Source organism: Streptomyces sennicomposti, assembly GCF_019890635.1.
Taxonomy (GTDB): Bacteria; Actinomycetota; Actinomycetes; order Streptomycetales; family Streptomycetaceae; genus Streptomyces; species Streptomyces sennicomposti.
On record NZ_JAIOAB010000003.1, the window covers coordinates 121,135 to 147,032 of the forward strand.

A 25,898-nucleotide genomic window follows, 5' to 3' on the forward strand; every position below is an offset into this window, starting at 1 on the left:
AAGCGAACGGGACCCGTCCATGATGCCGACCGGTCGGTATGCCGTCCAGTGCCCGCCCCGAACGTGACCGGCGCCACCTTCCCGGGGCGTGGCTTTCAGGCCGAGGCGCGGCTTTCAGACCACCAGCGCCGCCGCGCACACCGCCAGCGCGGCCGTGGCCAGCACCGCCGCCGCGGCGAGCCGTGGGGTGAGCGCGGGCGGGGTCGGCTGGTCGAGGCGGCGGATGCGGAACTGGGCGAGCAGCAGGAAGCCGAGCCAGAGCAGACAGCACACGGCGCACACGACGAGGCTCCCGGCCGTGGCCCCGCCGTGCAGGGTCGCCCGCACGGCCAGCACGGCGGCCACCGTCCCGGACAGCGTCGTACGCCGCCAGGCCAGCCGCGTCCGCTCGGGCTGCAACCCGGGATCCCGCCCCCCGGCCGCCCCTCCCGAGCCGCCCCGCCCGCCGCCTCCCGAGCCGCCCCGCCCGCTGCCTTCCGCTGAGCCGCCCGGCCCGGTGCCCGTCCCCGAGCCTCCACGCCCACCGCCCGGACCGGCGCCCGCTCCCGAGCCTCTGCGCCCGCCGTCCGGCCCGGCGCTCGCTCCTGCGCCGCCTCGCCCGGCACCTGCCCCCGTGTCGTCGTGCTCGGCGCCCCTCCCCGCGCCGTCCGGACCGTCGCCGTTCATCCTGCCCGGCCGGTGAGGACGACCGCGACCATCACCACGGCGACCACCGCGACGACGACGCTCAGCAGCGCCGGGAACCGCGACGCCGGCAGGTCCTCCCCGCGCCGCATCGCCCGTTCGCACCGCACCCAGTGGTTGATCGCCCGCAGGGAGCACAGCACCCCCGCGGCGAGCAGCGCCAGGGCGAGACCGACCCGCCACTCCCAGCGCAGGTGCGGCAGGAACTGGTCCACCGCGAACCCGCCGCCGATCAGGGCGAGCGCGGTCCGCAGCCAGGCGAGGAAGGTCCGCTCGTTCGCCAGCGAGAAGCGGTAGTCCGGCGTACGGCCCTCCTCCCGCACCTCCTCGGGGGCGAACCACAGGCGGACGTTCCGTACGAAGTCGATCACGCCAGGACCTTACCCATGCGGGCGCGGCACCGGCCCGTGCGCCGCCTCACCGCGTACATGCGCCGCTCCACCGCGTACGTGCGCCGCCTCACCGCATCGACCGGTACGCCTTCAGCCGCTCGTACGCGGCCAGGCTGTCCGGCGTCCACTCCCACGCGTGCAGCCGGCGCTCCACCTCGTCGGCCGGCAGGAAGTCGTGCCAGGCGACCTCCTCCACCTGCGGCCGGACCGGCAGCTCGCAGCGGACCTGGTACACCGACGACCACCAGCCGGAGCCGTCCACGTGCTCGTAGAGGAACTTGAACAGGAACTCGGGGCGGGCCAGCCCGCTCACCCCCAGCTCCTCCTCGGCCTCGCGCAGCGCCGCGTCGTCGTAGCTCTCGCCGGCCCCGACGACCCCGCCCACGAACATGTCGTGCAGGGAGGGGAAGGCAAGCTTGGTCGCGGTACGGCGGTGCACGAAGAGCCGGTCCTCGGCGTCCCTGACCTCGATGAAGACGCAGCGGTGCCGCAGCCCGCGGGCGTAGACCTCGCCGCGCGGGGCCTGTCCGATGATGTGGTCGTTCTCGTCGACCAGGTCGAGGATCTCGTCCGCAGCGCTCATGCCCCCATCCAACCAGCCGCCCCCCGCCGCGGGCGGCCGGAGGTCTCAGCGGGGCTGGAGCTTGTGCTCGTCGCGTTCCGTGGGCGAGGCGCCGCAGGGCATCGCCGGGTGCAGCCCCAGCAGCACGATGCCGGCGACGATCGCCGCGAGACCCGCCGCCTCCCACGTCAGCGCGGCCACGTCGGTGCGCAGCCGGTCGCCGAGGAAGCCCACCCCGCAGGCGATCCCGGCCAGCGGCTCGGCCGCCGTCAGCGCGGGCAGCGACATCCGCAGCGGGGCCGTCTCGAAGGCGCTCTGCACCAGGATCAGCCCGGTGACGCCGATGGCGAACAGCCCGTACGGCTGCCAGCTGGTGAACAGCTCCGCCCAGCCGCCCGCCGAGAACCGCTGCCCGCTCACCCGGGTCAGCGCGTCCTGCACGCCGTACAGCAGCCCGGCCGCCACCGCCAGCAGCACCGGGCCCCAGCTCAGCCGGGACCGCTTGGCGTAGGTGGTCAGCACCAGCGCCACCCCCACCATCGTCCCGATGATCAGCCAGTGCCGCAGCGGGTCGGTGACCGCGGTACCGGCCCGGGGCTGGCCGCCGAGGATGAACGCCGTCACCCCGCCCGCCAGCAGCGCCAGCCCCAGCCAGCCCTGGCGGCCCAGCGGCTGCCGGGTCTGTCTCTGCGACAGGGCCAGGGCGAACAGCAGGTTCGTCGCCAGCAGCGGTTCCACCAGGGAGATCTCGCCCCGGCCGAGCGCCACGGCGCCCAGCACCATGCCGACGACCATCAGTCCGAGACCGCCGAGCCAGCGGGGCACCTTCACCAGGTCGAGCAGCAGCCGGGGCGAGAGGAAGTCGCTCAGTGGCGCCCGCTGTGCGGCGTTCTGCTGGAGCACGAATCCGAAGCCCAGGCAACAGGCGGCGCTCACGGCGAGAGTCAGAACCAGAACCGACACGCTGCGTACCTCGATCATCCGGCCGGGCCACGGGGTGCGTAATGGCCGACTTTAGCGTCCCAAAGCACTGTTTGCCGCTGTGAGTACCCGGATCCGGGCAGCCGACTCCGTCACGACGCCCTCTGCGTCAGGGCGATGTCCCGGCCGTACGGTCATGGTGGGACTCCCGGCGGCGCCACGCCATGGCGTACGCCACACGAGTGAAGTGTGCGCGGGGACTTGACGGGAGGGGCCGGACGGGCCGTAGTGGGAGACCGTCGCACCCGGCGGTGATGCGCCATCGCTCCGGGGCGGGACGCCGCCGACTCCGGGGTGCGGTGCCTCCGGCGCCGACAGGGCCGGGCGCCCGACGCGAGGCGTCGCCCGCGTCCCGTCCGCGCCTCCGGCCCCGGACCGGCGGCCGTTCCTGCGGCGCGTCGTTCCCCGCGCCGACGCGGCGCGAGGGCCCCACAAGTACCCGCCATGTCACGCCAGTTGACGCGTGTAACGCACCGGCGGCCCTTGACGCCGAGTGTTGGCTGAGGGTTTGCTGTCCGTGATCAGCCGACGGTCGGCCGGTGACCGAAGGGCGGGCCGCGGCGAGCGGACCGGACGGGGCGGCGCCGACCCGACCCGCCCGCGGAACCCGTACGAGGACCGGCGTGCGCAGCACGGACACCACACGAACACAGCACCAACGAAGAGCGCGTAGAGGAAGTCCCGCGGTGCCCCCACCCCCGCCTCCCCTCGGCCGCGGCCGCAAGCGTGCGGCCCAGGCCTTCGACGCCGCTCTCGACGACGCCGAACTCGTCACCGCCCGGGCCGCGTTGGCCCAGGGGCGATGGCAGGCCGTACGCACCCTGCTGGCCGCCACCGGCGACGACTGGGACCGGCGCGGCCACCGCGTCGCCGTCCTGGCCGAACCGCCGCACACCGCGGCCTGGGCCCGCGACTGGCTGCTGGCCGAACCCGAGTCCGCCGACGCCTCCGTCCTGCTCGGCATGGCGCTGGTCCGGCGCGCCCTGCGCGGCGAGGAGAAGCCCGAGAACGCCCGCGAGACCTGCCGGGCGGCGGCCGCCCTCGCGCCCGCCGACCCCACCCCGTGGCTCGGGCTGCTCCTGCTGGAGCGCGCCCTGGGCGAAGAGGCCGACGTGGTCCGCCTCTTCGACGAGGTACGGCTGCGCCACGCCGACCACCACCACGCCCACCATGTGATGGTGGCCGCGCTCGCCGAGCGCCACGCCGAGGCCGGCCCGGACCCGCTGCACGAGGTCTACGACTTCGCCAACTGGGCCGCCGAGCAGGCCCCCGCCGACTCCCCGCTCGCCATCCTGCCCGTGGTCGCGCACGCCGAGCGCTACCGCGTCCTGGCCACCGCCGGCCTCGCGAGTGCCGACCCGGCGGCCTCCGGCCACTGGGCGGGCCGCCGGGCCCGGCAGGTGATGAAGTCCGCCTTCGACTGGTGGCTGGAGTGGGGCCAGGAGGGCCACCCGCGGCACATGATCGACCTGAACTACCTCGCGCACGCCAAGCACTGCGAGGGCCGCGCGGCCGAGGCCGCCGCGCTCTTCCTCCGCATCGGCGAGCACGCCACCCCGGCGCCGTGGTCGTACCCCGACCGCGACCCGTACACCGCCTTCCGCACCGCCCGCGCGAGCGCCCTGGGCACCGCCTAGCCCACCGGCCCGGCGCCGGCCCCCACGCACGACCGCAAGCCCGCACACAGCACGACCGCACCGAAGATCAAGCCCGCACCACCGCACACAGCACCACCGCACACAGCACGGCAGCACCACCGCACCGAAGAGCAGGCCCGCACACAGAGCAAGCCGCAAGTCCGCAAGTCCGCAACCGAACACGAGCCACCCCCGCAAGCCTCCCGAGGCCCGAAAGGACGGTCCCCCGATGACGACGGGCAGTTCGAGCACGAGCAGACCCACCGCCGGCGGCGACGGCATCAGCACCTTCAAGGGACAGGAGCGGGCGCTGCGCGCCGACCGCCTCGGCACGGGCGGCCTGCTCCTGTCCGTGCTGGCCGCGACCGCCCCGCTGATGGTGGTCGCCGGCGTGATGCCCACCACGTTCGCGGTGATGGGCATCGTCGGACAGCCCCTGCTCTTCGTGGTCCTCGGCGTGGTCCTGATCCTCTTCAGCGTCGGCTACGCCGAGATGAGCCGCCACGTCCACAACGCGGGCGCCTTCTACGCGTACATCTCCCGCGGCCTCGGCGGCACCGCCGGGGCGAGCGCCGCACTCGTCGCGCTGGTGGCGTACAACGCGCTCCAGGTCGGCATCTACGGCATCTTCGGCTTCGAGGTCTCCAACCTCTTCGACACCTACGCCGACGTCACCGTGGCCTGGTGGATCCCCGCGCTGGTGGCGGTCGCCGCCGTCGGCGCGCTCGGCTGGCTGAAGATCGACGTCAACGCGCGCGTGCTCGGCGTCCTGCTGGTGATCGAGGTGATCCTGGTGGTCGTCTTCGACGTGGCCGCGATCGGCGACCCCGCCAAGGAGGGCCTGTCCCTGCACGCCTTCAACCCCGACACCCTCTCCGGCGCCGGGATCGGCACCGCGCTGTGCTTCTGCATCGCGGCCTTCCTCGGCTTCGAGCAGGCCCCGGTGTACGCGGAGGAGACCAGCCGCCCGCACCTCCTCGTCCCGCGCGTGATGTTCCTGGCGGTGGCCGGCGTCGCCGTCTTCTTCGCCGTCAGCAGCTGGGCGCTGACCGTGGCCACCGGCCCGTCCGCGATCGTGGGCACCGCGCGCAAGGAGAGCGCCGGGCTGCTGTTCACGCTCACCGAGTCCCGGCTCGGCGGCACCTTCACGGACGTCCTGCACGTCCTGTTCGTCACCGGCATGTTCGCGGCCATGCTCAGCTTCCACAACGTGGTGGCGCGCTACGCCTTCGCCATGGGCCGCGAGGGCCTGCTGCCCGCGGCGTTCGGCCGTACCTCCAGCGCCAGCGGCGCGCCCGCCACGGGATCGCTCTCGCAGACCGTCTTCTCGCTGGTCGTCGTGATCACCTTCGCCGTGGCCGACGACAAGCCGACCGGGGACCCCACCGCGCCCGTGCTGCACCTGTTCACCTGGGGCGGCAACATCGGCGCGCTCGGCGTGATCCTGCTGATGGCGGCGGCCTCCCTGTCGGTGATCGTCTTCTTCGTACGGCGCGGGGCCGCGGCGGCGCAGTCCTGGCGGCTGGTCACCTCCGCCCTGGCCGGCCTCGCCCTGCTGGTGATCGCCGTCTACACGGTCAAGGACTTCGACGTCCTGGTCGGCACCGGCCCCGGCTCGGCGCTCAGCCGCGTCCTGCCCGGCGTCATCGGCCTCGCCGTCGTCGTCGGCCTGGTCCAGGGCGCCGTACTGCGCAGGCGCAGGCCCGAGGCGCACGCCCGCATCGGGCTCGGCAACGAGGCGTTCCAGCTGGACAAGGCGGCCGAACCGCAGCCGTAGCAGTGCGTCCCCCGGCGGTCCCCCGGGCGGCTTCTCAGCGGCTCCCCGACGGCTCCCCGGCGGCTCCCGAGAGGGCGACGGAAGCCGGAAAAGATGACGGAAGTCTGACGAGGACCCGCGTTCCCTGGCCCCGCCCGGGGCGCGGGTGCTCGAATGGAGACGTGCATTCCGAACCGCCCGGACACCCGGGACCACCCGGACCCCCGGGACCGCCCGAGGGCCCCGAACCGTCCGAGGGCTCCGGACCGCCCCAGGGCTCCGGACCCGCCGAGGAGCAAGGCCCCCCGGAGGAGTCCGGCCGCCCCGTCGGCCGCCGTGTCTTCCTCGCCACCCTCGGACTCGGCGCCCTCGGCGTGGCCGCCGCGCCCACCCTGCAACGCGGCCTTGAGGACTTCCTCGGCGCCGCCTCCGGCCGCGACCCCACGGGCCTGACCGGACTGCTCCCCAACGGCGGCGGCTTCCGCTACTACTCCGTCACCGCCTCCGTGCCGCACCGCGACGCCGCCGACTACCGCCTCACCGTCGACGGCCTGGTGGACCGCCCGACGACGTACACGCTGGCCGGCCTCAGAGCCCTGCCGCAGACCCGCACCGTGCGCGACGTGCAGTGCGTCACCGGCTGGCGGGTGCCCCGCACGCCCTTCGAAGGCGTCCGCCTGTCCCGGCTGCTGGACGCGGCCGGAGTGCGCCCCTCGGCGAAGGCGGTCCGCTTCACCTGCTTCGACGGCGCCTACACCGAGAGCCTCACCCTCGCCCAGGCCCGCCGCCCCGACGTGCTGGTCGCACTGCGCATGCGGGACCAGGACATCGGCCACGACCACGGCGGCCCGGTCCGCCTCTACGTCGCCCCCATGTACTTCTACAAGTCCGCCAAGTGGCTCTCCGGCATCACCGTCACCGACGAGGTGAGGCCCGGCTACTGGGAGGAGCGCGGCTACGACGTCGACGCCTGGGTCGGCCGTTCGAACGGACGCGGCGATGACCCCACGAGCTGACACCTTTGCGCCGCCCGACGCCGCCGTCCGCCGCTTCGGCCCCGCCCAGCGGTGGGTGCACCGCGCCACGGCCGCGCTGATGGGGGTGTGCGTGGTGACGGCGGCCTGCCTCTACGTCCCCCAGCTCGCCGTCCTCGTCGGCCGCCGCGACCTGGTCGTCCGCCTCCACGAGTGGGCCGGGCTAGCCCTGCCGGCGCCCGTCCTGCTGGGGCTGGCCTCCCGCGCCTTCCGCGCCGACCTGCGGCTGCTGGACCGGTTCGGCCCGCACGACAAGGTGTGGCTGCGGGCCGCGCTGCGCCGCGACAAGCGCCGCTCGGCGCGCCCGGCCGGAAAGTTCAACGCGGGCCAGAAGGTCTACGCCGCCTGGATCGCCGGGGCCGCGCTCGTGATGCTCGGCACCGGGCTGCTGATGTGGTTCACCCGGCTCGCCCCGCTGACCTGGCGCACCGGCGCGACCTTCGTGCACGACTGGCTGGCCCTGACCGTCGGCGTCGTGCTGGCCGGCCACATCGGCATGGCCCTCGGCGACCCGGAGGCCCGGCGCGGCCTGCGCACCGGGCTGGTCAGCCGTCGGTGGGCGGAGCGCGAACACCCGCTGTGGCGGCCGTAAACCCTGGGGACGCGGGGGCGACTACAGCACGCTCGTCATGCCGCCGTCGACGTACAGCACCTGCCCGGAGACGAAGTCCGCGGCCGGCGAGACGAGGAACAGCAGCCCGCCCACCAGGTCCTCGGTACGCCCCCACCGCCCGGCCGGGGTACGCCCGCGCACCCAGGAGCCGAACTCCTCGTCCTCGACCAGCGGCCGGGTCAGCTCGGTCTCGATGTAGCCGGGGCCGAGCCCGTTGACCTGCACCCCGTGGGGCCCCAGTCGGCGCACATGCCCTTGGTGAGCATCTTCAGCGCGCCCTTGGCCGCCGCGTAGGGCGCGATGCCGGGGCGGACCACCTCGCTCTGCAGCGAGCAGATGTTGACGATCTTGCCGTGGCCGCGTGCGGTCATCCGCCGGGCCGCCTCCCGCCCGACCAGGAAGGCGCTGGTGAGATTGGTGTCCAGGACGCGGTGCCAGTCGGCCTCGGTGAACTCCAGCAGGGGCGCGCGCAGTTGCATGCCCGCGTTGTTCACCAGGATGTCGAGCGGGCCCACCCGCTCCTCGACGTCCGCGACGCCCGCGGCCACCGAGGCGCCGTCGGTCACGTCGAACGCGGCCGTGTGCACCCGGTCGCCGGGCAGCGCGGCGGCGGCCCCGGCCAGCGTGTCCGCGTCGCGGCCGTTGAGGACGACCGTGCAGCCGGCCTGGGCCAGACCGCGGGCCAGGGCCAGTCCGATGCCCCGCGAGGAGCCGGTGACCAGGGCCGTGCGGCCGGCGATGTCGAAGAGGGGGTGAGCCGTCATCGCCGTGCCCCTACAGGATCAGGGAGAGGGCGAGGACCAGGGCCCCGGCCACCACGGACAGGATCGTCTCCATGAGCGACCAGGTCTTGATCGTCTGCCCGACGTCCAGCCCGAAGTACTCCTTCACCAGCCAGAAACCGGCGTCGTTGACGTGGCTGAAGAACAGCGAGCCGGCGCCGATCGCGAGGACCAGCAGGGCGGTGTGGGTGGTCGACATGTCGGCCGCCAGCGGGGCGATCAGACCGGCCGCCGAGACGGTCGCCACGGTCGCCGAACCGGTCGCGAGCCGGATCACCACCGCGATCAGCCAGGCCAGCAGCACCGCCGGGATCGACCAGTCCTTGGAGATGTCCAGGATCATCTGGCCCACGCCGCAGTCGATCAGCGTCTGCTTGAAGCCGCCGCCCGCGCCCACGATGAGCATGATGCCCGCGATGGGCATCAGGCCCTTCTCGACGGTGGAGTTGATCCGCTCCTTGCTGAACCCGGCCGGCCGGCCCAGCGTGAAGATGCCCACGATCACCGCGGCCAGCAGCGCGATCAGCGGGGAGCCGATCACGTCGAACACGCGCTGCGTGGTGTCCGCCGGGTCGTCCACGACGATGTCGACGAGCGCCTTCGCCAGCATCAGCACCACCGGCAGCAGCACCGTGGACAGCGCGGCGGCGAAGCTCGGGCGGCGCTCCAGCTGCTCGGAGGCGCGCTGCGGGAGCATCCGGTCCGGGGCGGGCACGTCCACCCAGCGGGCCGCGACCTTGGAGAACAGCGGACCGGCGATGATCACCGAGGGGATCGCCACGACGATGCCCAGCGCCAGCGTCACGCCCAGGTTGGCCTTGAGCGCGTCGATCGCGACCAGCGGGCCGGGGTGCGGCGGGATCAGACCGTGCATCACGGACAGACCCGCCAGCGCGGGTATGCCGATGCGCATCAGGGAGTAGTTGCCGCGCTTGGCCACCATCAGCACCACCGGGATCAGCAGCACGATGCCGACCTCGAAGAACAGCGGCAGACCGATCACCGAGGCGATCAGCACCATCGCCCACGGCATGGCCCGGCCTCCGGCCTTCGCCAGGATCGTGTCCACGACCTGGTCCGCGCCGCCCGAGTCGGCGAGCAGCTTGCCGAGGACGGCGCCCAGCGCGATCAAGACGCCGACGCCGGCGACCGTCGATCCCAGGCCGGTGGTGAAGCTGGTGATCGCCTTGTCCAGGGGCGCCCCGGCGACCGCGCCGAGCACCAGCGACCCGATGGTCAGCGACAGGAAGGCGTGCAGCTTGAACTTGGTGATGAGCAGGACGATGACGGCGATGCCCGCCAGGACGGCGATGCCCAGCTGAGCGTGTCCGGCCGAGGTGATCGGCGAGGGCGCGTCCGCTGCCAGCATCTCGACGCTGAGTCTGGTCACGGGGGTGATCCCTTGGGGGTGAAGAGGGGTGGGGTTCAGGTGTGCCGCGGCCGCCGGCCGTGGGGGAGGGGCGTCACCGGGGGGACGGTTCGGCCCCGGCCGGCGGCGTGGCGGCGTCGAGGTCGTCCAGGGCGGCGACGGCGCGCGCGGTGATCTCCTCGGGAGAGCCGGCCACGTCCACCGCCACACCGCGCTCGTCCGCTTGGAGCGGCTGAAGCGTGGCGAACTGGGAGTCCAGCAGGGCGGTCGGCATGAAGTGGCCCTGACGGTGCCCCATGCGGTCCTCGATGAGCTTCCGGTCGCCCGTCAGATGGACGAACACGACGTCCGGAGCCGCGGCCCGGAGCCGGTCGCGGTACGACCGCTTCAGCGCCGAGCTGCTCACCACCCCGCCGAGTCCGGCCCGCCCGTGGGCCCAGGCGCCGATGGCGTCCAGCCACGGCCACCGGTCCTCGTCGTCGAGCGGCGTCCCGGCCGACATCTTGTCGATGTTGGCCTGCGGATGGAAGTCGTCGCCCTCGGCGTACGGGACGCCGAGCCGGTCGGCGAGCAGGGGACCGATCGTGGTCTTGCCCGTGCCGGCGACGCCCATCACCACGACGACGTGGGGGGTGCGCATCACTGCCTCGCTGTCTTCCTCGACATGCGACGCCGACATCCGGCGTCGCCACACTGAAACCTATTAGGTACGACGAATTCAAGAGTCTGTGACATATAAGTCTGACTTTTTCATCGCGTGATCCACCCCGTACGCTGAGTCCATGACCACACCGGGCCGGGGGCTGCACGGCCGCGTCCTGGACGCCCTCGGCCCCGCCATCACCGCCGGCGAGTACCCTCCGGGCAGCGTGCTGCGCACCGACGAACTCGCGCAGAGTTTCGACGTGTCGCGCTCCGTGATGCGCGAGGCGGTCCGCGTGCTGGAGTCCATGCACCTGGTCGCGTCCCGCCGCCGCGTCGGCGTCACGGTGCTCCCCGCGGACGAGTGGAACGTCTACGATCCGCAGGTCATCCGCTGGCGCCTCGCCGGCGCCGACCGCGCCCGGCAACTGCGCTCCCTGACCGTGCTGCGCTCGGCGGTCGAACCCGTCGCGGCCGGCCTCGCCGCCCGGCACGCCACGCCCGAGCAGTGCTCGGAACTCACCGAGTGCGCCCTCGGCATGGTGGCCAACTCACGCGGCCACCGCCTGGACCGGTACCTCCTGCACGACGTCGCCTTCCACCGGGTGATCCTGTGCGCCTCGGGCAACGAGATGTTCGCCCGCCTCGGCGACGTCGTCGCGGAGGTGCTGACCGGACGCACTCAGCACGAGGTCATGTTCGAGGACCCCGACCCGGCCGCCGTCACCCTGCACGTCCGGGTCGCCGAGGCGGTCCGCGCCGGCGACGCCGAACGCGCCGAACAGCTCACCCGCGAGATCACGGTCGGCGCACTCCAGGAACTGGACATCCTGGCGCCGTAGCGCACGGGGGGAGCCCTTCAGCCGGCGGCAGCCCTTCACCCGGGGGGTAGCCCTTCACCCCGGGGGGAGGCCCCTCAGCCGGGGCTGCCCGGCGCTACTCGGGAAAGTCCCCGTCGACGTACACCCACGCCCCGTCCACCCGCTCGAACCGGCTGTGCTCCTGCAGCGCGCCGCCCCGGTAGGAGGCGCGGAACGTCACGGTCCCGGTGGTGTGGAAGGCGGTGCCGCCCGTCGTCCCGAGGATCTCCAGCCCCGTCCAGCGCATCCCCGGGTCCAGGTCCAGCCGCGCCGGCCGGGTCCGCGGATGCCAGGTGCGCAGCAGATACGCCGCGTCCCCGCGCACGAAGGCGCAGTACCGCGACCGCATCAGCGCCTCGGCGGTCGGCGCCTCGGCGGCCCCCGAGTGGAAACGGCCGCAGCACTTCTCGTACGGCTCGGGCAGCCCGCACGGGCAGGAACGCGTGGTCATGGCCCTCATTCTGCCCGCGCCCCCGCAGCCGCCCGCCACCGGCCGCCGTGGTGCCGCCCTCGCCCGGCGGGGGCACAGTGGAAGGGGACGACGAGCGAACCGGCGACCACAGCTGAGGAGGGACGGACGATGACGCGACCCGCCGACAGCCGGCCCCCGTCCGTCAGGGAGTGGCGGCTGAACCTCTACCTGTCCGAACACGACCCGGACACCACGGCCCGGATCGTCCTGGACACCGGCGACAACGTCCTGGAGAGCTGCGCCGAGGCCCGCCGCAACCCCTACGACCCCGCGGTCCCCGAGATCGGCGACGAACTCGCCGCCGGACGCGCCCTCATCGCCCTCGGCCGCGACCTGCTGCGCGCCGCCGCAGGCGACATCGAGGCGGTCGGAGCGCCCGAGGCGACACCGCCCGTCCCGCTCTGGTCGCCCCGCGAGTGAGGCGGCGGCCGTGCTCTTCAGGGACCGCCCGGAGGCGGGCAGGCGACTCGGCGACCGGCTGGCGCACCTGAGCGGACAGGACGCGGTGGTGCTCGGACTGCCCCGCGGCGGCGTGCCGGTCGCAGCCGAGGTCGCGGCGGTCCTCGGCGCACCCCTCGACCTGTGCCTGGTGCGCAAGCTCGGCGTCCCCTCCCAGCCCGAGCTGGCCATGGGGGCCATCGGCGAGGACGGGGTGCGCGTGATCGACGGGGCCGTGGCCGGCCGGGCCGGGGTGCCGGACCACGTCCTGGCCCGGGTCGAGGAACGCGAGCGCCGCGAACTGGACCGGCGCGCCGTCCGCTACCGCGGCGAGCGCCCGCCGGTCGCCGTCGCCGGGCGGACCGTGGTGCTGGTGGACGACGGGGTGGCCACCGGCTCGACGGCCCGGGCCGCCTGCCGCACGGTACGCGCCCGGGGCGCCGCCCGGACCGTGCTGGCGGTGCCGGTGGCGCCCCCGGACTGGACGGCGCGGCTGGCCGGTGAGGCCGACGAACTGATCAGCCTGGAGACCCCGGCCGGCTTCTTCGCGGTCGGCCAGTTCTACGACGACTTCACCCAGCTCGACGACGACGACGTGGTGGCCTGTCTGCGCCGGGCGCGGGCGGGCGGGGCCCGCCCGGAGGTCGACCGGGAGATCGCACTGGACATCGACGCGGCCCGTCTGACCGGACGACTGACGGTGCCCGCCGACGCGCCGGGCGTCGTCGTCTTCGCCCACGGCAGCGGCAGCGGACGGCACAGCCCGCGCAACCGCTTCGTCGCCGCCGGCCTGGGCCGCGCCGGCCTCGGCACGCTCCTGTTCGACCTGCTCACCGAGGAGGAGGCGGGCGACCGGACCAAGGTGTTCGACATCGGCCTGCTGGCGGCCCGCCTGGCCGCCGTCACCGACCGCCTGCGCACCCTGCCCGAAGCCGGGAACCTGCCCGTCGGCTACTTCGGCGCCAGCACCGGTGCGGCGGCGGCCCTGCGCGCCGCCGCCGCACCCGGCGCGCGGATCGCCGCCGTGGTCTCCCGCGGCGGCCGCCCCGACCTGACCGGCCCCGCACTGTCCTCGGTGACCGCGCCCACCCTGCTGATCGTCGGCGGCGCCGACCACACGGTCCTCGACCTCAACCGCGAGGCCCAGACCCACCTGACCTGCGAAAACCACCTCACGACCATCCCCGGCGCCACCCACCTCTTCGAAGAGCCCGGCACCCTGGAAGCGGTCACGGACCTGGCCCGCGACTGGTTCACGGACCACATGAGCCCGGCACACGTATGAGGACACAAGGGATGACACACGAAAGCGGCGCCGACTGAGTCGGCGCCGCTTTCGCAATGGTGTCCGAGGGGGGACTTGAACCCCCACGCCCGATAAAGGGCACTAGCACCTCAAGCTAGCGCGTCTGCCATTCCGCCACCCGGACAAGGTGTCTGTCGCGCGTGGGCTTTCCCCTCGCGGCGACGAAGGAAACATTACCAGGCTTTCGAGCCGGCCCGATCACCCCGGTGCGCCGTGCCCGCGCCGTCGCCCGATGTGAACGCGGTGTATCGGGCCGGGCCCTGTCTTGGGGCCACGGGCGGATGGGGGAGAGGATGAGTGGACCACCGGTACTCGAGCGGTACTCGAGGTGGACCACCAGCACACAGCGGGAGGAAGCAGCGTGAGCGAGACGGACACCGCCAGGGGCGTCACCGGCGAGGACGAGGTCGTGGACCTCTGCAGCGAGCTGATCCAGATCGACACCAGCAACTACGGCGACCACTCCGGTCCCGGCGAGCGCAAGGCCGCCGAGTACGTCGCCGAGAAGCTCGCCGAGGTGGGGCTGGAGCCGAGGATCTTCGAGTCGCACCCCGGCCGCGCCTCCACCGTGGCCCGCATCGAGGGCGAGGACCCGTCCCGGCCCGCGCTGCTCATCCACGGCCACACCGACGTCGTGCCGGCCAACGCCGACGACTGGACCCATCACCCCTTCTCCGGCGAGATCGCCGACGGGTGCGTGTGGGGCCGCGGCGCGGTCGACATGAAGGACATGGACGCGATGACGCTGGCCGTCGTGCGCGACCGGCTGCGCAGCGGCCGCAAGCCCCCGCGGGACATCGTGCTCGCCTTCCTCGCCGACGAGGAGGCCGGCGGCACCTACGGCGCCCGCCACCTGGTCGACCACCACCCCGACCTCTTCGACGGGGTCACCGAGGCGATCAGCGAGGTCGGCGGCTTCTCCTTCACGGTCAGCGAGCAGCGGCGGCTCTATCTGATCCAGACCGCCGAGAAGGGCATGCACTGGATGAAGCTGACCGTGGCCGGCACCGCCGGGCACGGCTCCATGATCCACCGCGACAACGCCATCACCGAGCTGTCGGAGGCCGTCGCCCGCCTCGGCCGGCACCAGTTCCCGGTGCGGGTGACCAAGACCACCCGGGCCTTCCTCGACGAGCTGGGCGACGCGCTCGGCACCGAGCTGGACCCGGAGAACATGGAGGGCACCCTCGCCAAGCTCGGCGGCATCGCCAAGCTCATCGGCGCGACCCTCAGCAACACCGCCAACCCGACCCAGCTCGGCGCGGGCTACAAGGTCAACGTCATCCCGGGCGAGGCCACGGCGCACGTGGACGGGCGGTTCCTGCCGGGCTTCGAGGAGGAGTTCCTGGCCGACCTGGACCGGATCCTCGGCCCCCGGGTCAAGCGCGAGGACGTGCACTCGGACAAGGCCGTCGAGACCACCTTCGACGGCGCCCTGGTGGACGCGATGCAGTCCGCGCTGCTGGCCGAGGACCCGGCCGCCAAGGCGGTGCCGTACATGCTCTCCGGCGGCACCGACGCCAAGTCCTTCGACGACCTCGGCATCCGCGGCTTCGGTTTCGCCCCGCTGAAGCTGCCGCCGGAGCTGGACTTCGCAGGCATGTTCCACGGCGTGGACGAGCGGGTGCCGGTGGACGGCCTGAAGTTCGGCGTACGGGTGCTCGACCGGTTCATCGACGCGTCCTGAGGGGACGTTCCGGCGCGCCTTTTCCGGCCCGGATATTCGGGCGCGCGTACGAGAGTGACTGAGAAGGGTGAATGCGACGATAAGCTCGTAGCTCCAATGGTTCAGCCTCGTTACAGGTATTGCGATCGGCAAGGTGAGATCGCTTTTGCCAACGAGGAGGAATAATGATCAAGAAGGTCGTCGCTGCTGCGGTTGCCACCGGTGGACTGGTTCTCGCGGGTGCCGGCATGGCCGCCGCCGACTCCGGCGCCCAGGGTGCCGCCCTGCACTCCCCGGGTGTCGCCTCCGGCAACGTCGTGCAGGTGCCCGTGCACGTGCCGGTGAACGTCTGCGGCAACACGATCTCGGTGATCGGGCTGCTGAACCCCGCCTTCGGCAACACCTGCATCAACCACTGACGTTGTGCACCGCCCCGTGAGGGTCTGACTTCATCGACTCCGTGGGGGGTCTGAACCCGTCGGCCCCGAGAGCGCGCGCCATGCGCTCCGGGGCCGACCGGTTTTTCCGCGCGGTCACGACGGCGAATTCCCGATTCCGTCGCGAACGCGCGTTCCGGAAGATTCGAAAAGTCGAAAGCAGGGATTCAGTACATGCGACAGGTCACCCGCAAGGGCCTGATGACCGTGGCCGCGGCCACCGGCGTGATCGCCGCCGCGAGCGGCGCGGCGCACGCCGACGCGGGCGCGTCCGGGTTCTCGTCCGGCTCGCCGGGCGTGCTGTCCGGCAACACGGTCCAGGTGCCGGTGCACATCCCGGTGAACGTCTGCGGCAACACCGTCAACGTCGTGGGGCTGCTCAACCCGGCGGCGGGCAACAAGTGCGCCAATCCGGGCGGCGGTGACTCGTCCGGGGGGAACGGCGGCAGCGGCCACGGCGGCTCGCACGCCGGCGGGCACGCGAGCGACTCGCCCGGCGTCGGCTCCGGCAACCACGTCCAGGTGCCGGTCGACGTCCCGGTGAACGTCTGCGGCAACAGCGTCAACGTGGTCGGCGTCGGCAACGCCGCGCTCGGCAACGGCTGCGCCAACGGCGGCGGTTCCGGCGGCCACCACAACCCGCCGGGCAACCCGGGCAACCCCGGTAATCCGGGGAACCCCGGCAACCCTGGTAACCCGGGGAACCCCGGAAACCCGGGCAACCCGGGGACGCCTGGGAACCCCGGTACGCCGGGCAACCCGGGTACGCCCGGCAACCCGGGTACGCCCGGCAACCCCGGAACCCCCGGCAACCCGGGCACTCCCGGTCACCCCGGCACGCCGGCCACTCCGCCCGGCACGGGCGGCAAGACGCCCGGCGGTGCGGTGCACGTCAACCACCCGGGCACCCAGACCGTGACCACGCCGGGCAGCGGGGGGCAGCTCGCCCACACCGGCAGCGAGGTGCCGATGGGTCTCGCCCTGCCGGTCGGCGCGGGCGCGCTGCTGGCCGGCGTCGTCCTGTACCGCAAGGCCCGGGCCACCCAGGTCTGACGGGCCCCTCGGGCCGAGTCTCGCGGGCCGGACGCCCGGACACCGGCCGTCGCCCGGACACCGGCCGTAAAGGGCCGTGGACATGACAGAGCGGGCTCCGCGTGTGTACGCGGAGCCCGCTGCGGCGTCGGCTGCGGCCCCTCAGCTCACCACGTGGCGCGCACCTGGCGGATGATCCGCCGGCGCAGCCGCACCCTGCGGCTGCCGTCGCGCAGCAAGCTCAAGCGGTACAGCTCCCAGTGTCCGTACTCGGCGTGGTCGGTCAGCAGACGGGTCGTCTCCTTGCGGGAGACCCCGCGCGGCACGTACACGTCGACAAATTCGTATTCCGGCATCGCATCTATTGTGCGGGCTGGGGCCCGGTACGGATAGCGTCTGCACTATGTCTGATGCTGCGCAGCCCACCGCTGCCGAGGTACGTGCCGCCGCCGAGGCGGTCAAGACCGCGCTCGACCGCCACCTGGCCGCGGTCGAACGCAGGTCGGGGGAGGACGACCCGGCCGTCTACGAGGCGTTCAACGAGCTTGCCGCGGCCGCGGAGGTGTACGACGAACTGCTCTACGACCGCTACGACGAGGTCACCCCCTTCGAGATCCCCGGTGAGGACTCGCTGCCGCCGTACACGGGGCCGGAGGAACCGAACGCGATCAGCGTGCTGATCCGCCGCGACTACGCCGTGGCCGAGCCCCAGCGGCTGCTGGCCCAGGCCCAGCGGATCGAGGCCGCGGACGTCGAGGCCGGCACCGGCATCGGCGCGGGCGCCACCGGGACGGTGCACGGGGCGCTCGGCACGCTCTTCGGCGAGTTCGAGGCCGACGAGATCGCCTCCCGGCACAAGGAGTTCGGCCTGGAGGAGGGCGACTCCACGCTCTGGGTCACGGCCTCGGACGAACCGGCCGACCCCGGCGAGTGGCTGGAGGCGCCCTTCGAGCACGTCGATCCGCAGCAGGTGGTCTGCCGCTTCGACGTCAGCACGGTCTTCGACGACGACCTCGACGACGAGGACGACGAGGACGACGAGGACGAGGACGACATCGAGGACCTGGTCACCACCGGTCTCGCCGAGGACGACGACGACATCGAACCGCTGGACACGACGGACCGTTAGGACCGTTCCGGGCGCGGCTCCTCGGCCGCGCCCGGCCTCCGGGTCACGCCTCGGCCCGCTCCTCCGACTGAGCGGCCTGAGCCGCCTGCGCGGCCTGCGCGGCGAGCAGCAGGGGCAGCCGGGTGGTGCGCTCTCTGGCCGGCACCTCGGCCACGGCCCGCGGCAGCGCCTGCTCCACCCCGTGCACCACGGACAGATGGCGGCCGGCCCGGCTGAACGCCGTGTAGACCCACGGCCGGCTGAGCGCCTGCGCCGCGTCCCCCGGCAGTACCACGACCGCCGCCGGCCATCGGCCGCCCACGGCCTGATGCGCCGTCAGCGCCCATCCGTGCCGCACGGAGGCCTCCACCCGCTCCCTCGGTACGACCACGCGGACGCCCGAGCACGACAGGTGCAGTCCCTCGGCGTCGGCCGTCACCACCCGCCCCGGCAGCGTACGGCCGGGGACGGGGGAGTAGGCGATCCGGTCGCCCGGGTCGAAGCCGCCGAACCGGCCGGGGCCCGGATTGAGCCGTTCCTTCAGCGCCGCGTTGAGCACGCGCGTGCCCGCCGCTCCGCCATGACCCGGGGTGATTACCACCGTCTGCTCGGCCGGCACGCCGATCGCCCGGGGCACCGAGTCCGCGACGAGCTGCACCGTCCGGTGCACGGCCTCGCCCGCGTCCCGCACCGGGACGATCACGACCTCCTTGCCGGGCGCCGCGACCTGGGTCAGCTCGCCGACGCCGATGCCGGAGACCAGCTCGCCCAGCGGTCCCGGGTCCGGCAGCCGCGAGGCGATGTGCGGGCACACCCGGGCGGCCAGCAGATCGGCGAAGACGCGGCCGGGGCCTGCCGACCACAGCACCGCCGGGTCCCCGGACAGCACCAGCCGGGCCCCGTCCGGCAGCGACTCCACGAGCAGGGCCGCCGTCTCCACGTCCAGCTGCGGGGCGTCGAGCACGACGAGGAGGTCCAGGTCGAGCGCGCCGTCGGCGTCCCGCCCCGGCCCCTCCGCGCCCGACAGGAGTCCCGCCACGGTGGCGACGGCATGACTCTCCGCGCCCCCGGGCACGCCGCCCCCGGCCTGCCCGGCCTGCCCGGCCTGCCCGGCCTGCCCGGCCTGCCCGGCCTGCCCGGCCTGCCCGGCCTGCCCGGCCTGCCCGGCCTGCCCGGCCTGCCCGGCCTGCCCGGCCTGCCCGGCCTGCGCGTGCCCTGCGGGGCCGCCTCCCGCCTGTGGTGCGCGTCCCGCGTCGGGCGCGCCCTGGCCGGCGGCGGTCGCGCGGAGCAGTTCCGTGAAGCCGTCCCGGCCCAGGGGACTGTGGGCGGCGGCCCAGGCGCGCAGCCCGAGCGCACGCGCCCCGGCCAGCAGCCGGGCCGGTTCGGCGCGGGCCGCCTCACCGCCCGTGTGCAGCACCAGACCGTGCCCCGAGACCGCGCGGATCAGCTCGCCGGCCGACCCCCGGGCGGCGTCCGCCGCCTCCTCCCAGCCCTCGGCCGGGCCGTGCTCGCCCGGCGCGGAGTTGATCAGCCGGGCCAGTCCGTCGGCCAGGCTCTCCTCGGCGAGCGCGTACCGCTCCAGGCCGACGAGCACCCGCACCGGCCGTTCCTCGCCGGTCTCCTCCTCGTCCCCGTCCGCCTCCGGGGCGGGGGCCGGTGCGCCCGACTCCTCCAGGGCGTCCTGGAACACCAGGGCCTCGCCCTCCGCGAGCGCGCTCTGCAGGGCCGCGTCCGCGTCGGGCACCCCGCGCTGAGCCAGCGCGGCGGTCAGCGCCGGCGCCTCCAGGGACGTGTGCCCGGCGAGGGCCGCCTGCTCCAGCAGCCAGACCGTGAAGGCACGGCCGCGCCGCTCGTCGTCCGGGCGGCTCTCCGCGCCGAGCAGCGCCCGCGCGAAACCGTCGGCCTGCTCCGGCCGTACGCCCGCGATGTGCAGCAACTGCCACGGGTCGGCGCGCAGCCGGTCCGCCGCGCCCTCGCCGAGCGCCGTCGCCACCGGCAGGGCCAGCGACTCCGGGGCGCCGCCCGCGGCCAGCACCTGACGCACGGCCTGCACCGTCTCGGGCGCGGGCGCCGCGGGCACGGCGGCGGCCTCGGCCGTCACGGGGCCCGGCCGCCGGACCGGCTCGGGCGCCGCCCTGCGCTGCGCGGGCTCCGGCTCGGGCGGGGTGAACACCGCCGCCGCGGGCTTCTCGCCGCTCTCGACGGCCCGCACCGCCGCGAGCAGGTCGGCCGCCCGGCCGCTGAGCTTGGCCCCGCTCTCGATCGGCCCCTTCTTCTCGGCCTTCCGCCGCTCGATCCGCTCCCGCTCGGCCCGCTGCGCCGCCAGCTCGGCCTCCGCCTCGGACATCTTCCCGGCCGCACCCTCAGCGCCCGCGTCCGCACCGGAACCTGAGCCCGTGTCCGAGCCCTCGCCCGCGTCCGCACCGGAACCCCCGGCGGAGTCCTCCGCGCCCGCCTCGGGAGCGCCCCGGCCCGCGCTTTCCACGTCCGCCTCGGAACCCTCGCCCGAGTCGTGCGCGCCCGCCCCGGAGACCCGACCCGAGCCCGCCTCCGCCGAGCCGTCCGTCTCCGCCGAACCGTCCGCCTCCGCGCCGGAGTCCGCAGCCCCGGCCCCCGAACCGGTCCCCGAACCGGTCCCCGAACCGGTCCCCGCGCCCTCGGCCGCCTCGCCCTGGGGCACCGCGTCGTCCCCCGTCCCAGCGTCCTCGGCCGCCTCGCCGCCGGTCACGGCCTCGTCCCCCGGCACCCGGCCCCCGCCCGGCGTGCCCTCCTGCGGGTCCCGGGCCGTCGCGGGGTCCACCTCCGGGTCCGGGCTCCCCGGCCCGGCCTTCTGCGTGGTCTCCGGCTCCGTGCTCACAGCGTGCTCCAGTCGTGATCGGGATAGCGGTGCACGGGCGCCGACACATCGTCGAGAGCCCGGCAGATCTCGTCAGGAAGACTAAGCGCCTCCACTGACAACGCCGCCGTGAGCTGCGGAAGCGTGCGCGGTCCGATGATCGGCGCGCTCACGCCGGGCCGGTCCCGGACCCAGGCGAGGGCGACCTGGAGCGGGGTCACCGCCAGCCCGTCCGCCGCCGTCGTCACCGCGTCCACGATGCGGCTCGCCGCGTCGTCGAGGTAGGGCTCGACGAACGGCGCCAGATGCTCCGAGGCGCCCCGCGAGTCCGGCGGCGTCGCGTTGCGGTACTTGCCGGTCAGCACGCCCCGGCCCAGCGGCGAGGAGGGCAGCAGTCCGACGCCGAGGTCGAGCGCGGCCGGCAGCACCTCCCGCTCGACGCCCCGCTGGAGCAGCGAGTACTCCATCTGCGTGCTCGCCAGCCGGGTCCGGGCGCCCGGCGCCGCGAGCTGCCAGGTCGCCGCCTTGGCCAGCTGCCAGCCGCAGAAGTTGGAGACCCCGGCGTAGCGCACCCGGCCGCTGCCGACGGCCAGGTCGAGGGCCTGCAGGGTCTCCTCCAGCGGCGTTCCGGGGTCGTACGCGTGCACGTGCCACACGTCGACGTAGTCCGTGCCGAGGCGGGCGAGCGAGGCGTCCAGGGCCGCCAGCAGATGGCCGCGGGAGCCGTCGAAGCGGCGGTCCGGGTCGGGGACGCTGCCCGCCTTGGTGGAGACGATCAGGTCACGACGGGGCACCAGGCCGTCCATGAGCCGTCCGAGCAGGTACTCGGCCTCCCCGTCGCCATACACGTCCGCCGTGTCGACCAGGGTGCCGCCCGCCTCCCAGAACGCCTTCAGCATGTCCGCGGCGTCGTGCTCGTCGGTGTCCCGGCCCCAGGTCAGGGTGCCGAGCCCGATGCGGGACACGCGCAGGCCGGTACGGCCGAGATGCCTCTGCTCCATGGACGCCGAGATTACTGGCCAGGGGACAGGCGCGGGCCACCCTGTGGACAACCCGCCCGCACCCCTGTGGACAACCCCGTCCCGCCCCCGCGGACCGGCCCCGCGAGGCCCCTCGGCCGCCCCGCGAGGCGGCTGTCACACCCACGCGGTCTGCCGCACCCGAGCCGCCCCGCGCTACTGTCTCCCGCGACAGGAACGTTACTCAGCGGTAAGGGGATGCGGCATGCGGCTCGGGATCAATCTCGGCTACTGGGGCTCCGGGATGGACGCGGACAACCTGGCCGTCGCCAAGGAGGCGGACCGGCTCGGATACTCCGTGTGCTGGGCGGCCGAGGCGTACGGCTCGGACGCGGCCACCGTGCTCTCCTGGGTCGCCGCGCAGACCGAACGCATCGACGTCGGCTCGGCCATCTTCCAGATCCCGGCCCGCCAGCCCGCGATGACGGCGATGACCGCCGCCACGCTCGACTCGCTGTCCGGCGGCCGGTTCCGCCTCGGCCTCGGCGTCTCCGGACCGCAGGTCTCCGAGGGCTGGTACGGCGTCAGGTTCGACAAGCCGCTGGCCCGCACCCGCGAGTACGTCGAGATCGTCCGCAAGGCCATGTCCCGCGAGCGGCTGACGTACGAGGGCGAGCACTGGACGCTGCCGCTGCCCGGCGGGCCCGGCAAGCCGATCAAGCTGACCGTGCACCCGCAGCGCGAGCACATCCCGCTCTACATCGCCGCCATCGGCCCGAAGAACCTGGAGCAGACCGGCGAGATCGCCGACGGCGCGCTGCTGATCTTCCCCTCCGCCGAGCACCTGGAGGAGACCGCGATCAAGCCGCTGCGGGCCGGCCGGGAGAAGGCGGGCCTGACGATGGACGGCTTCGACGTCTGCCCGACCGTGCCGCTCGCCCTCGGCGAGGACGAGGACGTGGCCGCGCTCGCCGACACCTTCCGCCCCTACACGGCGCTCTACGTCGGCGGCATGGGCAGCCGGCAGCAGAACTTCTACAACCGGCTGGCCCAGCGCATGGGATACGAGCAGGAGGCCGCGGAGATCCAGGAGAAGTACCTGTCCGGCGACAAGCAGGGCGCCGCGGCCGCCGTTCCGCACGACCTGATCGACCGGACGACCCTGCTCGGCTCCGTCGACCGGATCGCCGACCGGATGAAGGCCTACGCCGCGGCCGGCGTCACCACGCTGACCCTCGCGCCCGCCGGTTTCACGCTGGACGAGCGGGTCGCCGCCCTCCGCGCCGGCACCGAGGCCCTGGAGCGCGCCGGCCTGGCCTGAGACGGACGCCCCCCGAAGCCGGACATGCCCTGAAGGCAGGCGTCGGGAGGCGGGTTTCTCGCGGCCGTGGTGGGGGCTCGGGGGACTTCCCCGCCACGGCCGCCGTCACCGGGAACAACGCCCCGCGCCCCGCCCGGTTACGGCCGCGCGGCGGGCAACCGCTGCGCCGTTCGGCCGAGCGGGCCCCCGCAGCCGTTGCGGCGCCCCCGCGCCCGCATTTGACTCGTCCTCTGCGACGGTCCGGCGGTGCGGCAGGGAGGCGGCGCGATGCTCTCATCCGGGAGCCTGTTCCAGGAGATCCTCGACCACGACGAGTCCTTCCGGCTGTTCTGCTCGATCGCGGCCGGCGGAGAGGCCCAGGGCGGCTGGGAGAACGGGCGGATCGCCGCGCTCGTGCCCCCGGAGTGCCGCGACCTCGCGCCGAAGATCGCCCGCCACGGCGCGGACGAGGGCAAGCACGGCCGGATCTTCCGCGCCCTGCTGCGCAGACGTGGCCTGGACCCGGTCCCGGTGCCGCCCGAGACCGACTACACCATGCTCCTGGAACGGCGCGGCATCGGCCTCGCCCACCAGCGGCTGGAGTCCGACCGGCCCCTCACCGTGCACGACATCATCGTCTACCTCGCCCACAGCAGGGTCACCGAGCAGCGCGCCGCCGAACAGATGGCCCTGCTGTGCCGGCACTTCGGCGACCATCCCGAGCTGGGCCGGGCGGTGCGGATGATCGCCGCCGACGAGGACGCTCACCTCGCCTACTGCCACGAGGAACTGCTGCGCCTGGCCGCCGCCGGGCACGGCCGCGCCATCCGGCGGACGCTGCGCGCCTGCGCGCTCGCCGAGATCCGCGTCCACCGCGACGTCAGCCTCGCGGTCATGGCCCGGATGGGCCGCATCCTCGGCTGGTCGCCGGCCCGCTCGTCGCTGCTCGCGGCCGGCATCCACGCCGTCCACCGCTACGAACGGCTGATCGGCCGGCGCCGGATGACGACCCTGACGATGCCCGAGCGCCGCGACCCCCTCGGCAGCCCGCCCGTACAGTCCCCGGAACCCGCCGCCTGAGCCCGCCCGTCCAGTCCCCGGAACCCGCCGCCTGAGCCCGTCCCGCACGGTCGCCACGGCCCGCCGACCCCTCCCACGGCCGCCCGGAGCCCGCCCCGCCCCTACAGCCACCCCCGCTGCTTGAACGTCCGGTACAGCACCACTTCCAGCACCGCCATCAGACCGATCACCGCCGGGTACGCCCACACCCAGTGCAGCTCGGGCATGTGCTCGAAGTTCATCCCGTAGACGCCGGCCAGCATCGTCGGTATCGCGGCCATCGCCGCCCACGCGGAGATCTTGCGCATGTCGTCGTTCTGCTGGACCCCGGTCTGCGCCAGATGCGCGGACAGGATGTCCGACACCAGCCGGTCCAGGCTCTCCACGGACTCGTTGACCCGGGTCAGATGGTCGCTGACGTCCCGGAAGAAGGGCCGGGCCTTGTCGTCCACGAACGGCACCGCCGTGGAGAAGGCGCTCTGGCCGGTGCCGCCGAGGCGGGACATCGGCAGCGCCAGCGGACCCGTAGCGCGCCGGAACTCGGTGATCTGGCGCTTGAAGTTGTAGATCCGCGAGGCCGTGTTGCGCGAGCCGCCCCGCTCCGGCGAGAAGACCTCCGCCTCCAGCTCCTCCAGGTCGGTCTGGAGTTCGGTCGCCACGTCCAGATAGTGGTCGACGACCGTGTCGGCGATGGCGTAGAGCACCGCGGTCGGGCCCTTGCCCAGCATCTCCGGCTCCTGCTCCAGACGGTGCCGTACGGCGGCCAGCCCGTCGCCCTCGCCGTGCCGGACCGTCACCACGAACGAGTCGCCCAGGAAGATCATGATCTCGCCGGTCGAGACGGTGTCGCTGTGCGGCTCGTACACCACCGGCTTGAGGACCACGAACAGCGAGTCGTCGTAGACCTCCAGCTTGGGCCGCTGGTGGGCCTTCAGGGCATCCTCGACCGCCAGCGCGTGCAGCGCGAACTCCTCGCTGACCAGCGCGAACTCCTCCTCGCTCGGCTCGTGCAGGCCCACCCACACGAACCCGCCCGCCGCCCGCGCCTGGTCCAGGGCGTCGGAGAAGTCCTCGGGGCCCTCCCGGCGGTGCCCGTCGCGGTAGATGCCACAGTCCACGATCACGGAGCGTGTTCTCCTCTCACCCGGCCCACGCCGGAGTCGCCTGTACGCCTACCCTGGCCGCATGCCCACGTTGATCCTCGTCAGGCACGGACGCTCCACCGCCAACACCGAGGGACTGCTCGCCGGCTGGACCCCCGGCGTCGCCCTCGACGAGCGCGGCGCCGCGCAGGCCGCCGCACTGCCCGGCCGGCTCGCCGGACTGCCGATCGCCGAGGTCGTCACCAGCCCGCTGCAGCGCTGCCAGGAGACCGTACAGCCACTCCTGGACGCACGGCCCGAGCTGAGCGCGCACACCGACGAACGCATCGGGGAGTGCCACTACGGCGACTGGTCCGGCCGCAAGCTCGCCGAACTCAAGGACGAGCCGCTGATGGAGGTGGTGCAGGCGCACCCCACGGCGGCGGCCTTCCCCGGCGGCGAGTCCATGCGCGCGATGCAGCACCGCGCCGCCGAGGCGGTGCGCGAGTGGAACGCGCGCGTGGAGCGCGACCACGGCCCCGACGCGGTCTACGTGATGTGCTCGCACGGCGACATCATCAAGTCCCTCGTCGCCGACGCGCTCGGCCTGCACCTCGACCTCTTCCAGCGGATCTCCGTCGAGCCCTGCTCCGTCACCGCGATCCGCTACACCCGGCTGCGCCCCTTCCTGGTGCGGCTCGGCGACACCGGCGACTTCGCCTCCCTGGCGCCCCGCGAGGAGTCCGCGGACGGCGACGCACCGGTCGGGGGCGGCGCGGGCGCGCCGTGATCGTCGGCCGCAGTAGGGTGAAGCGGTCGCCGCCGACCTTCCTCGGCGGCGCCCCGGCCCCCCGCCCATCCAGTCGTTCCCCCCGATCCCATGGAGACAGG

Annotated in this window: 25 protein-coding genes, 1 tRNA gene and 1 pseudogene; 14 read left to right on the forward strand and 13 right to left on the reverse strand. The window is 73.9% G+C overall.

Annotation, left to right across the window (positions count from 1 at the left end):
- Nucleotides 1-114: 114 nt before the first annotated feature.
- The 4 genes from K7787_RS31540 to K7787_RS02660 form a co-directional block, all read right to left on the reverse strand.
- Nucleotides 115-399 carry a DUF202 domain-containing protein gene (locus tag K7787_RS31540; RefSeq protein ID WP_019986178.1) on the reverse strand — a complete coding sequence of 95 codons (285 nt, stop codon included), beginning with the start codon at nt 397-399 and terminating at the stop codon, nt 115-117.
- A 263-nt stretch (nt 400-662) separates the two neighbouring features.
- Entirely contained in the window at nt 663-1,055 is a 393-nt protein-coding gene (locus K7787_RS02650) for a YidH family protein (protein ID WP_009187781.1), read from the reverse strand.
- A gap of 88 nt (nt 1,056-1,143) precedes the next feature.
- Nucleotides 1,144-1,659, reverse strand: a complete 516-nt coding sequence (locus K7787_RS02655; protein WP_223000371.1) for an NUDIX hydrolase — start codon at nt 1,657-1,659, stop codon at nt 1,144-1,146.
- Between the two features lie 45 nt (nt 1,660-1,704).
- Nucleotides 1,705-2,619, reverse strand: coding sequence for a DMT family transporter (locus K7787_RS02660; protein ID WP_199293759.1), 915 nt, complete (start codon nt 2,617-2,619; stop codon nt 1,705-1,707).
- Between the two features lie 686 nt (nt 2,620-3,305).
- Here K7787_RS02660 and K7787_RS02665 point away from each other — a divergent pair.
- From K7787_RS02665 to K7787_RS02680, 4 genes are all read left to right on the forward strand, one after another.
- Nucleotides 3,306-4,256 carry a hypothetical protein gene (locus K7787_RS02665; RefSeq protein ID WP_223000372.1) on the forward strand — a complete coding sequence of 317 codons (951 nt, stop codon included), beginning with the start codon at nt 3,306-3,308 and terminating at the stop codon, nt 4,254-4,256.
- 229 nt (nt 4,257-4,485) lie between these two features.
- Nucleotides 4,486-6,033, forward strand: a complete 1,548-nt coding sequence (locus K7787_RS02670) for an APC family permease (RefSeq protein WP_223000373.1) — start codon at nt 4,486-4,488, stop codon at nt 6,031-6,033.
- A 161-nt stretch (nt 6,034-6,194) separates the two neighbouring features.
- A complete protein-coding gene (locus K7787_RS02675; protein WP_223000374.1) occupies nt 6,195-7,028 on the forward strand; it encodes a molybdopterin-dependent oxidoreductase in 834 nt (277 codons plus the stop codon).
- Nucleotides 7,012-7,638, forward strand: a complete 627-nt coding sequence (locus K7787_RS02680; protein ID WP_009187775.1) for a cytochrome b/b6 domain-containing protein — start codon at nt 7,012-7,014, stop codon at nt 7,636-7,638. Before K7787_RS02675 ends, K7787_RS02680 begins: the two co-directional genes overlap by 17 nt.
- Before the next feature lie 21 nt (nt 7,639-7,659).
- On the opposite strand, the pseudogene K7787_RS02685 reads toward K7787_RS02680, so the two are convergent.
- From K7787_RS02685 to K7787_RS02695, 3 genes and pseudogenes are all read right to left on the reverse strand, one after another.
- Nucleotides 7,660-8,423 (reverse strand): annotated as a pseudogene (locus K7787_RS02685) (SDR family oxidoreductase).
- A 10-nt stretch (nt 8,424-8,433) separates the two neighbouring features.
- Entirely contained in the window at nt 8,434-9,831 is a 1,398-nt protein-coding gene (locus K7787_RS02690) for a GntP family permease (protein WP_223000375.1), read from the reverse strand.
- A 73-nt stretch (nt 9,832-9,904) separates the two neighbouring features.
- Nucleotides 9,905-10,450: a gluconokinase gene (locus K7787_RS02695; protein WP_223000376.1), complete on the reverse strand. Its 546-nt coding sequence runs from the start codon at nt 10,448-10,450 to the stop codon at nt 9,905-9,907.
- A gap of 142 nt (nt 10,451-10,592) precedes the next feature.
- Here K7787_RS02695 and K7787_RS02700 point away from each other — a divergent pair, with 142 nt between their 5' ends.
- A complete protein-coding gene (locus tag K7787_RS02700) occupies nt 10,593-11,294 on the forward strand; it encodes a FadR/GntR family transcriptional regulator (RefSeq protein ID WP_009187771.1) in 702 nt (233 codons plus the stop codon).
- 94 nt (nt 11,295-11,388) lie between these two features.
- On the opposite strand, the gene K7787_RS02705 is transcribed toward K7787_RS02700, so the two are convergent.
- Complete coding sequence (locus K7787_RS02705; RefSeq protein WP_199293761.1) at nt 11,389-11,763, reverse strand: YchJ family protein; 375 nt, start codon at nt 11,761-11,763, stop codon at nt 11,389-11,391.
- Between the two features lie 129 nt (nt 11,764-11,892).
- Between K7787_RS02705 and K7787_RS02710 the strand changes: the two genes are divergently transcribed.
- The gene (locus K7787_RS02710) at nt 11,893-12,204 is read left to right on the forward strand and encodes a dsRBD fold-containing protein (protein ID WP_009187769.1); all 312 of its coding nucleotides are present in this window, start codon (nt 11,893-11,895) and stop codon (nt 12,202-12,204) included.
- Nucleotides 12,205-12,214: 10 nt separating this feature from the next.
- Nucleotides 12,215-13,507 carry a phosphoribosyltransferase family protein gene (locus K7787_RS02715; protein WP_223000377.1) on the forward strand — a complete coding sequence of 431 codons (1,293 nt, stop codon included), beginning with the start codon at nt 12,215-12,217 and terminating at the stop codon, nt 13,505-13,507.
- A gap of 57 nt (nt 13,508-13,564) precedes the next feature.
- Here the strand turns inward: K7787_RS02715 and K7787_RS02720 are convergent.
- A tRNA-Leu gene (locus tag K7787_RS02720) sits at nt 13,565-13,652 on the reverse strand.
- A gap of 237 nt (nt 13,653-13,889) precedes the next feature.
- On the opposite strand from K7787_RS02720, the gene K7787_RS02725 reads away from it, so the two are divergent.
- The 3 genes from K7787_RS02725 to K7787_RS02735 all read left to right on the forward strand — a co-directional run bounded on the left by K7787_RS02725 (nt 13,890) and on the right by K7787_RS02735 (nt 16,684).
- Nucleotides 13,890-15,215 (forward strand): M20/M25/M40 family metallo-hydrolase, encoded by a 1,326-nt coding sequence (locus K7787_RS02725; protein WP_009187767.1) that lies wholly within the window; start codon nt 13,890-13,892, stop codon nt 15,213-15,215.
- Nucleotides 15,216-15,379: 164 nt separating this feature from the next.
- On the forward strand, nt 15,380-15,613 hold the full coding sequence (gene chpH, locus K7787_RS02730; protein ID WP_009187766.1) for a chaplin ChpH: 234 nt from the start codon (nt 15,380-15,382) through the stop codon (nt 15,611-15,613).
- Nucleotides 15,614-15,805: 192 nt separating this feature from the next.
- A complete protein-coding gene (locus K7787_RS02735) occupies nt 15,806-16,684 on the forward strand; it encodes a chaplin (RefSeq protein WP_223000378.1) in 879 nt (292 codons plus the stop codon).
- Between the two features lie 146 nt (nt 16,685-16,830).
- On the opposite strand, the gene K7787_RS02740 is transcribed toward K7787_RS02735, so the two are convergent.
- Complete coding sequence (locus K7787_RS02740) at nt 16,831-17,019, reverse strand: DUF5703 family protein (RefSeq protein WP_027758838.1); 189 nt, start codon at nt 17,017-17,019, stop codon at nt 16,831-16,833.
- A 47-nt stretch (nt 17,020-17,066) separates the two neighbouring features.
- Here K7787_RS02740 and K7787_RS02745 point away from each other — a divergent pair, with 47 nt between their 5' ends.
- Complete coding sequence (locus K7787_RS02745; protein WP_223000379.1) at nt 17,067-17,792, forward strand: hypothetical protein; 726 nt, start codon at nt 17,067-17,069, stop codon at nt 17,790-17,792.
- 43 nt (nt 17,793-17,835) lie between these two features.
- Here K7787_RS02745 and K7787_RS02750 read toward each other — a convergent pair whose 3' ends face one another.
- Nucleotides 17,836-20,628 (reverse strand): helix-hairpin-helix domain-containing protein, encoded by a 2,793-nt coding sequence (locus K7787_RS02750; RefSeq protein ID WP_223000380.1) that lies wholly within the window; start codon nt 20,626-20,628, stop codon nt 17,836-17,838.
- A complete protein-coding gene (locus tag K7787_RS02755) occupies nt 20,625-21,608 on the reverse strand; it encodes an aldo/keto reductase (RefSeq protein ID WP_223000381.1) in 984 nt (327 codons plus the stop codon). The genes K7787_RS02750 and K7787_RS02755 overlap by 4 nt, the downstream gene beginning before the upstream one ends.
- Before the next feature lie 223 nt (nt 21,609-21,831).
- Here K7787_RS02755 and K7787_RS02760 point away from each other — a divergent pair, with 223 nt between their 5' ends.
- Nucleotides 21,832-22,887, forward strand: a complete 1,056-nt coding sequence (locus K7787_RS02760) for an LLM class F420-dependent oxidoreductase (protein WP_223000382.1) — start codon at nt 21,832-21,834, stop codon at nt 22,885-22,887.
- A gap of 267 nt (nt 22,888-23,154) precedes the next feature.
- Nucleotides 23,155-23,946 carry a ferritin-like domain-containing protein gene (locus tag K7787_RS02765; protein ID WP_223000383.1) on the forward strand — a complete coding sequence of 264 codons (792 nt, stop codon included), beginning with the start codon at nt 23,155-23,157 and terminating at the stop codon, nt 23,944-23,946.
- 101 nt (nt 23,947-24,047) lie between these two features.
- Here K7787_RS02765 and corA read toward each other — a convergent pair whose 3' ends face one another.
- On the reverse strand, nt 24,048-25,049 hold the full coding sequence (gene corA, locus K7787_RS02770) for a magnesium/cobalt transporter CorA (RefSeq protein ID WP_019986156.1): 1,002 nt from the start codon (nt 25,047-25,049) through the stop codon (nt 24,048-24,050).
- A 61-nt stretch (nt 25,050-25,110) separates the two neighbouring features.
- Between corA and K7787_RS02775 the strand changes: the two genes are divergently transcribed.
- The gene (locus K7787_RS02775) at nt 25,111-25,797 is read left to right on the forward strand and encodes a histidine phosphatase family protein (protein ID WP_019986155.1); all 687 of its coding nucleotides are present in this window, start codon (nt 25,111-25,113) and stop codon (nt 25,795-25,797) included.
- The last annotated feature ends 101 nt before the right edge of the window (nt 25,798-25,898 follow it).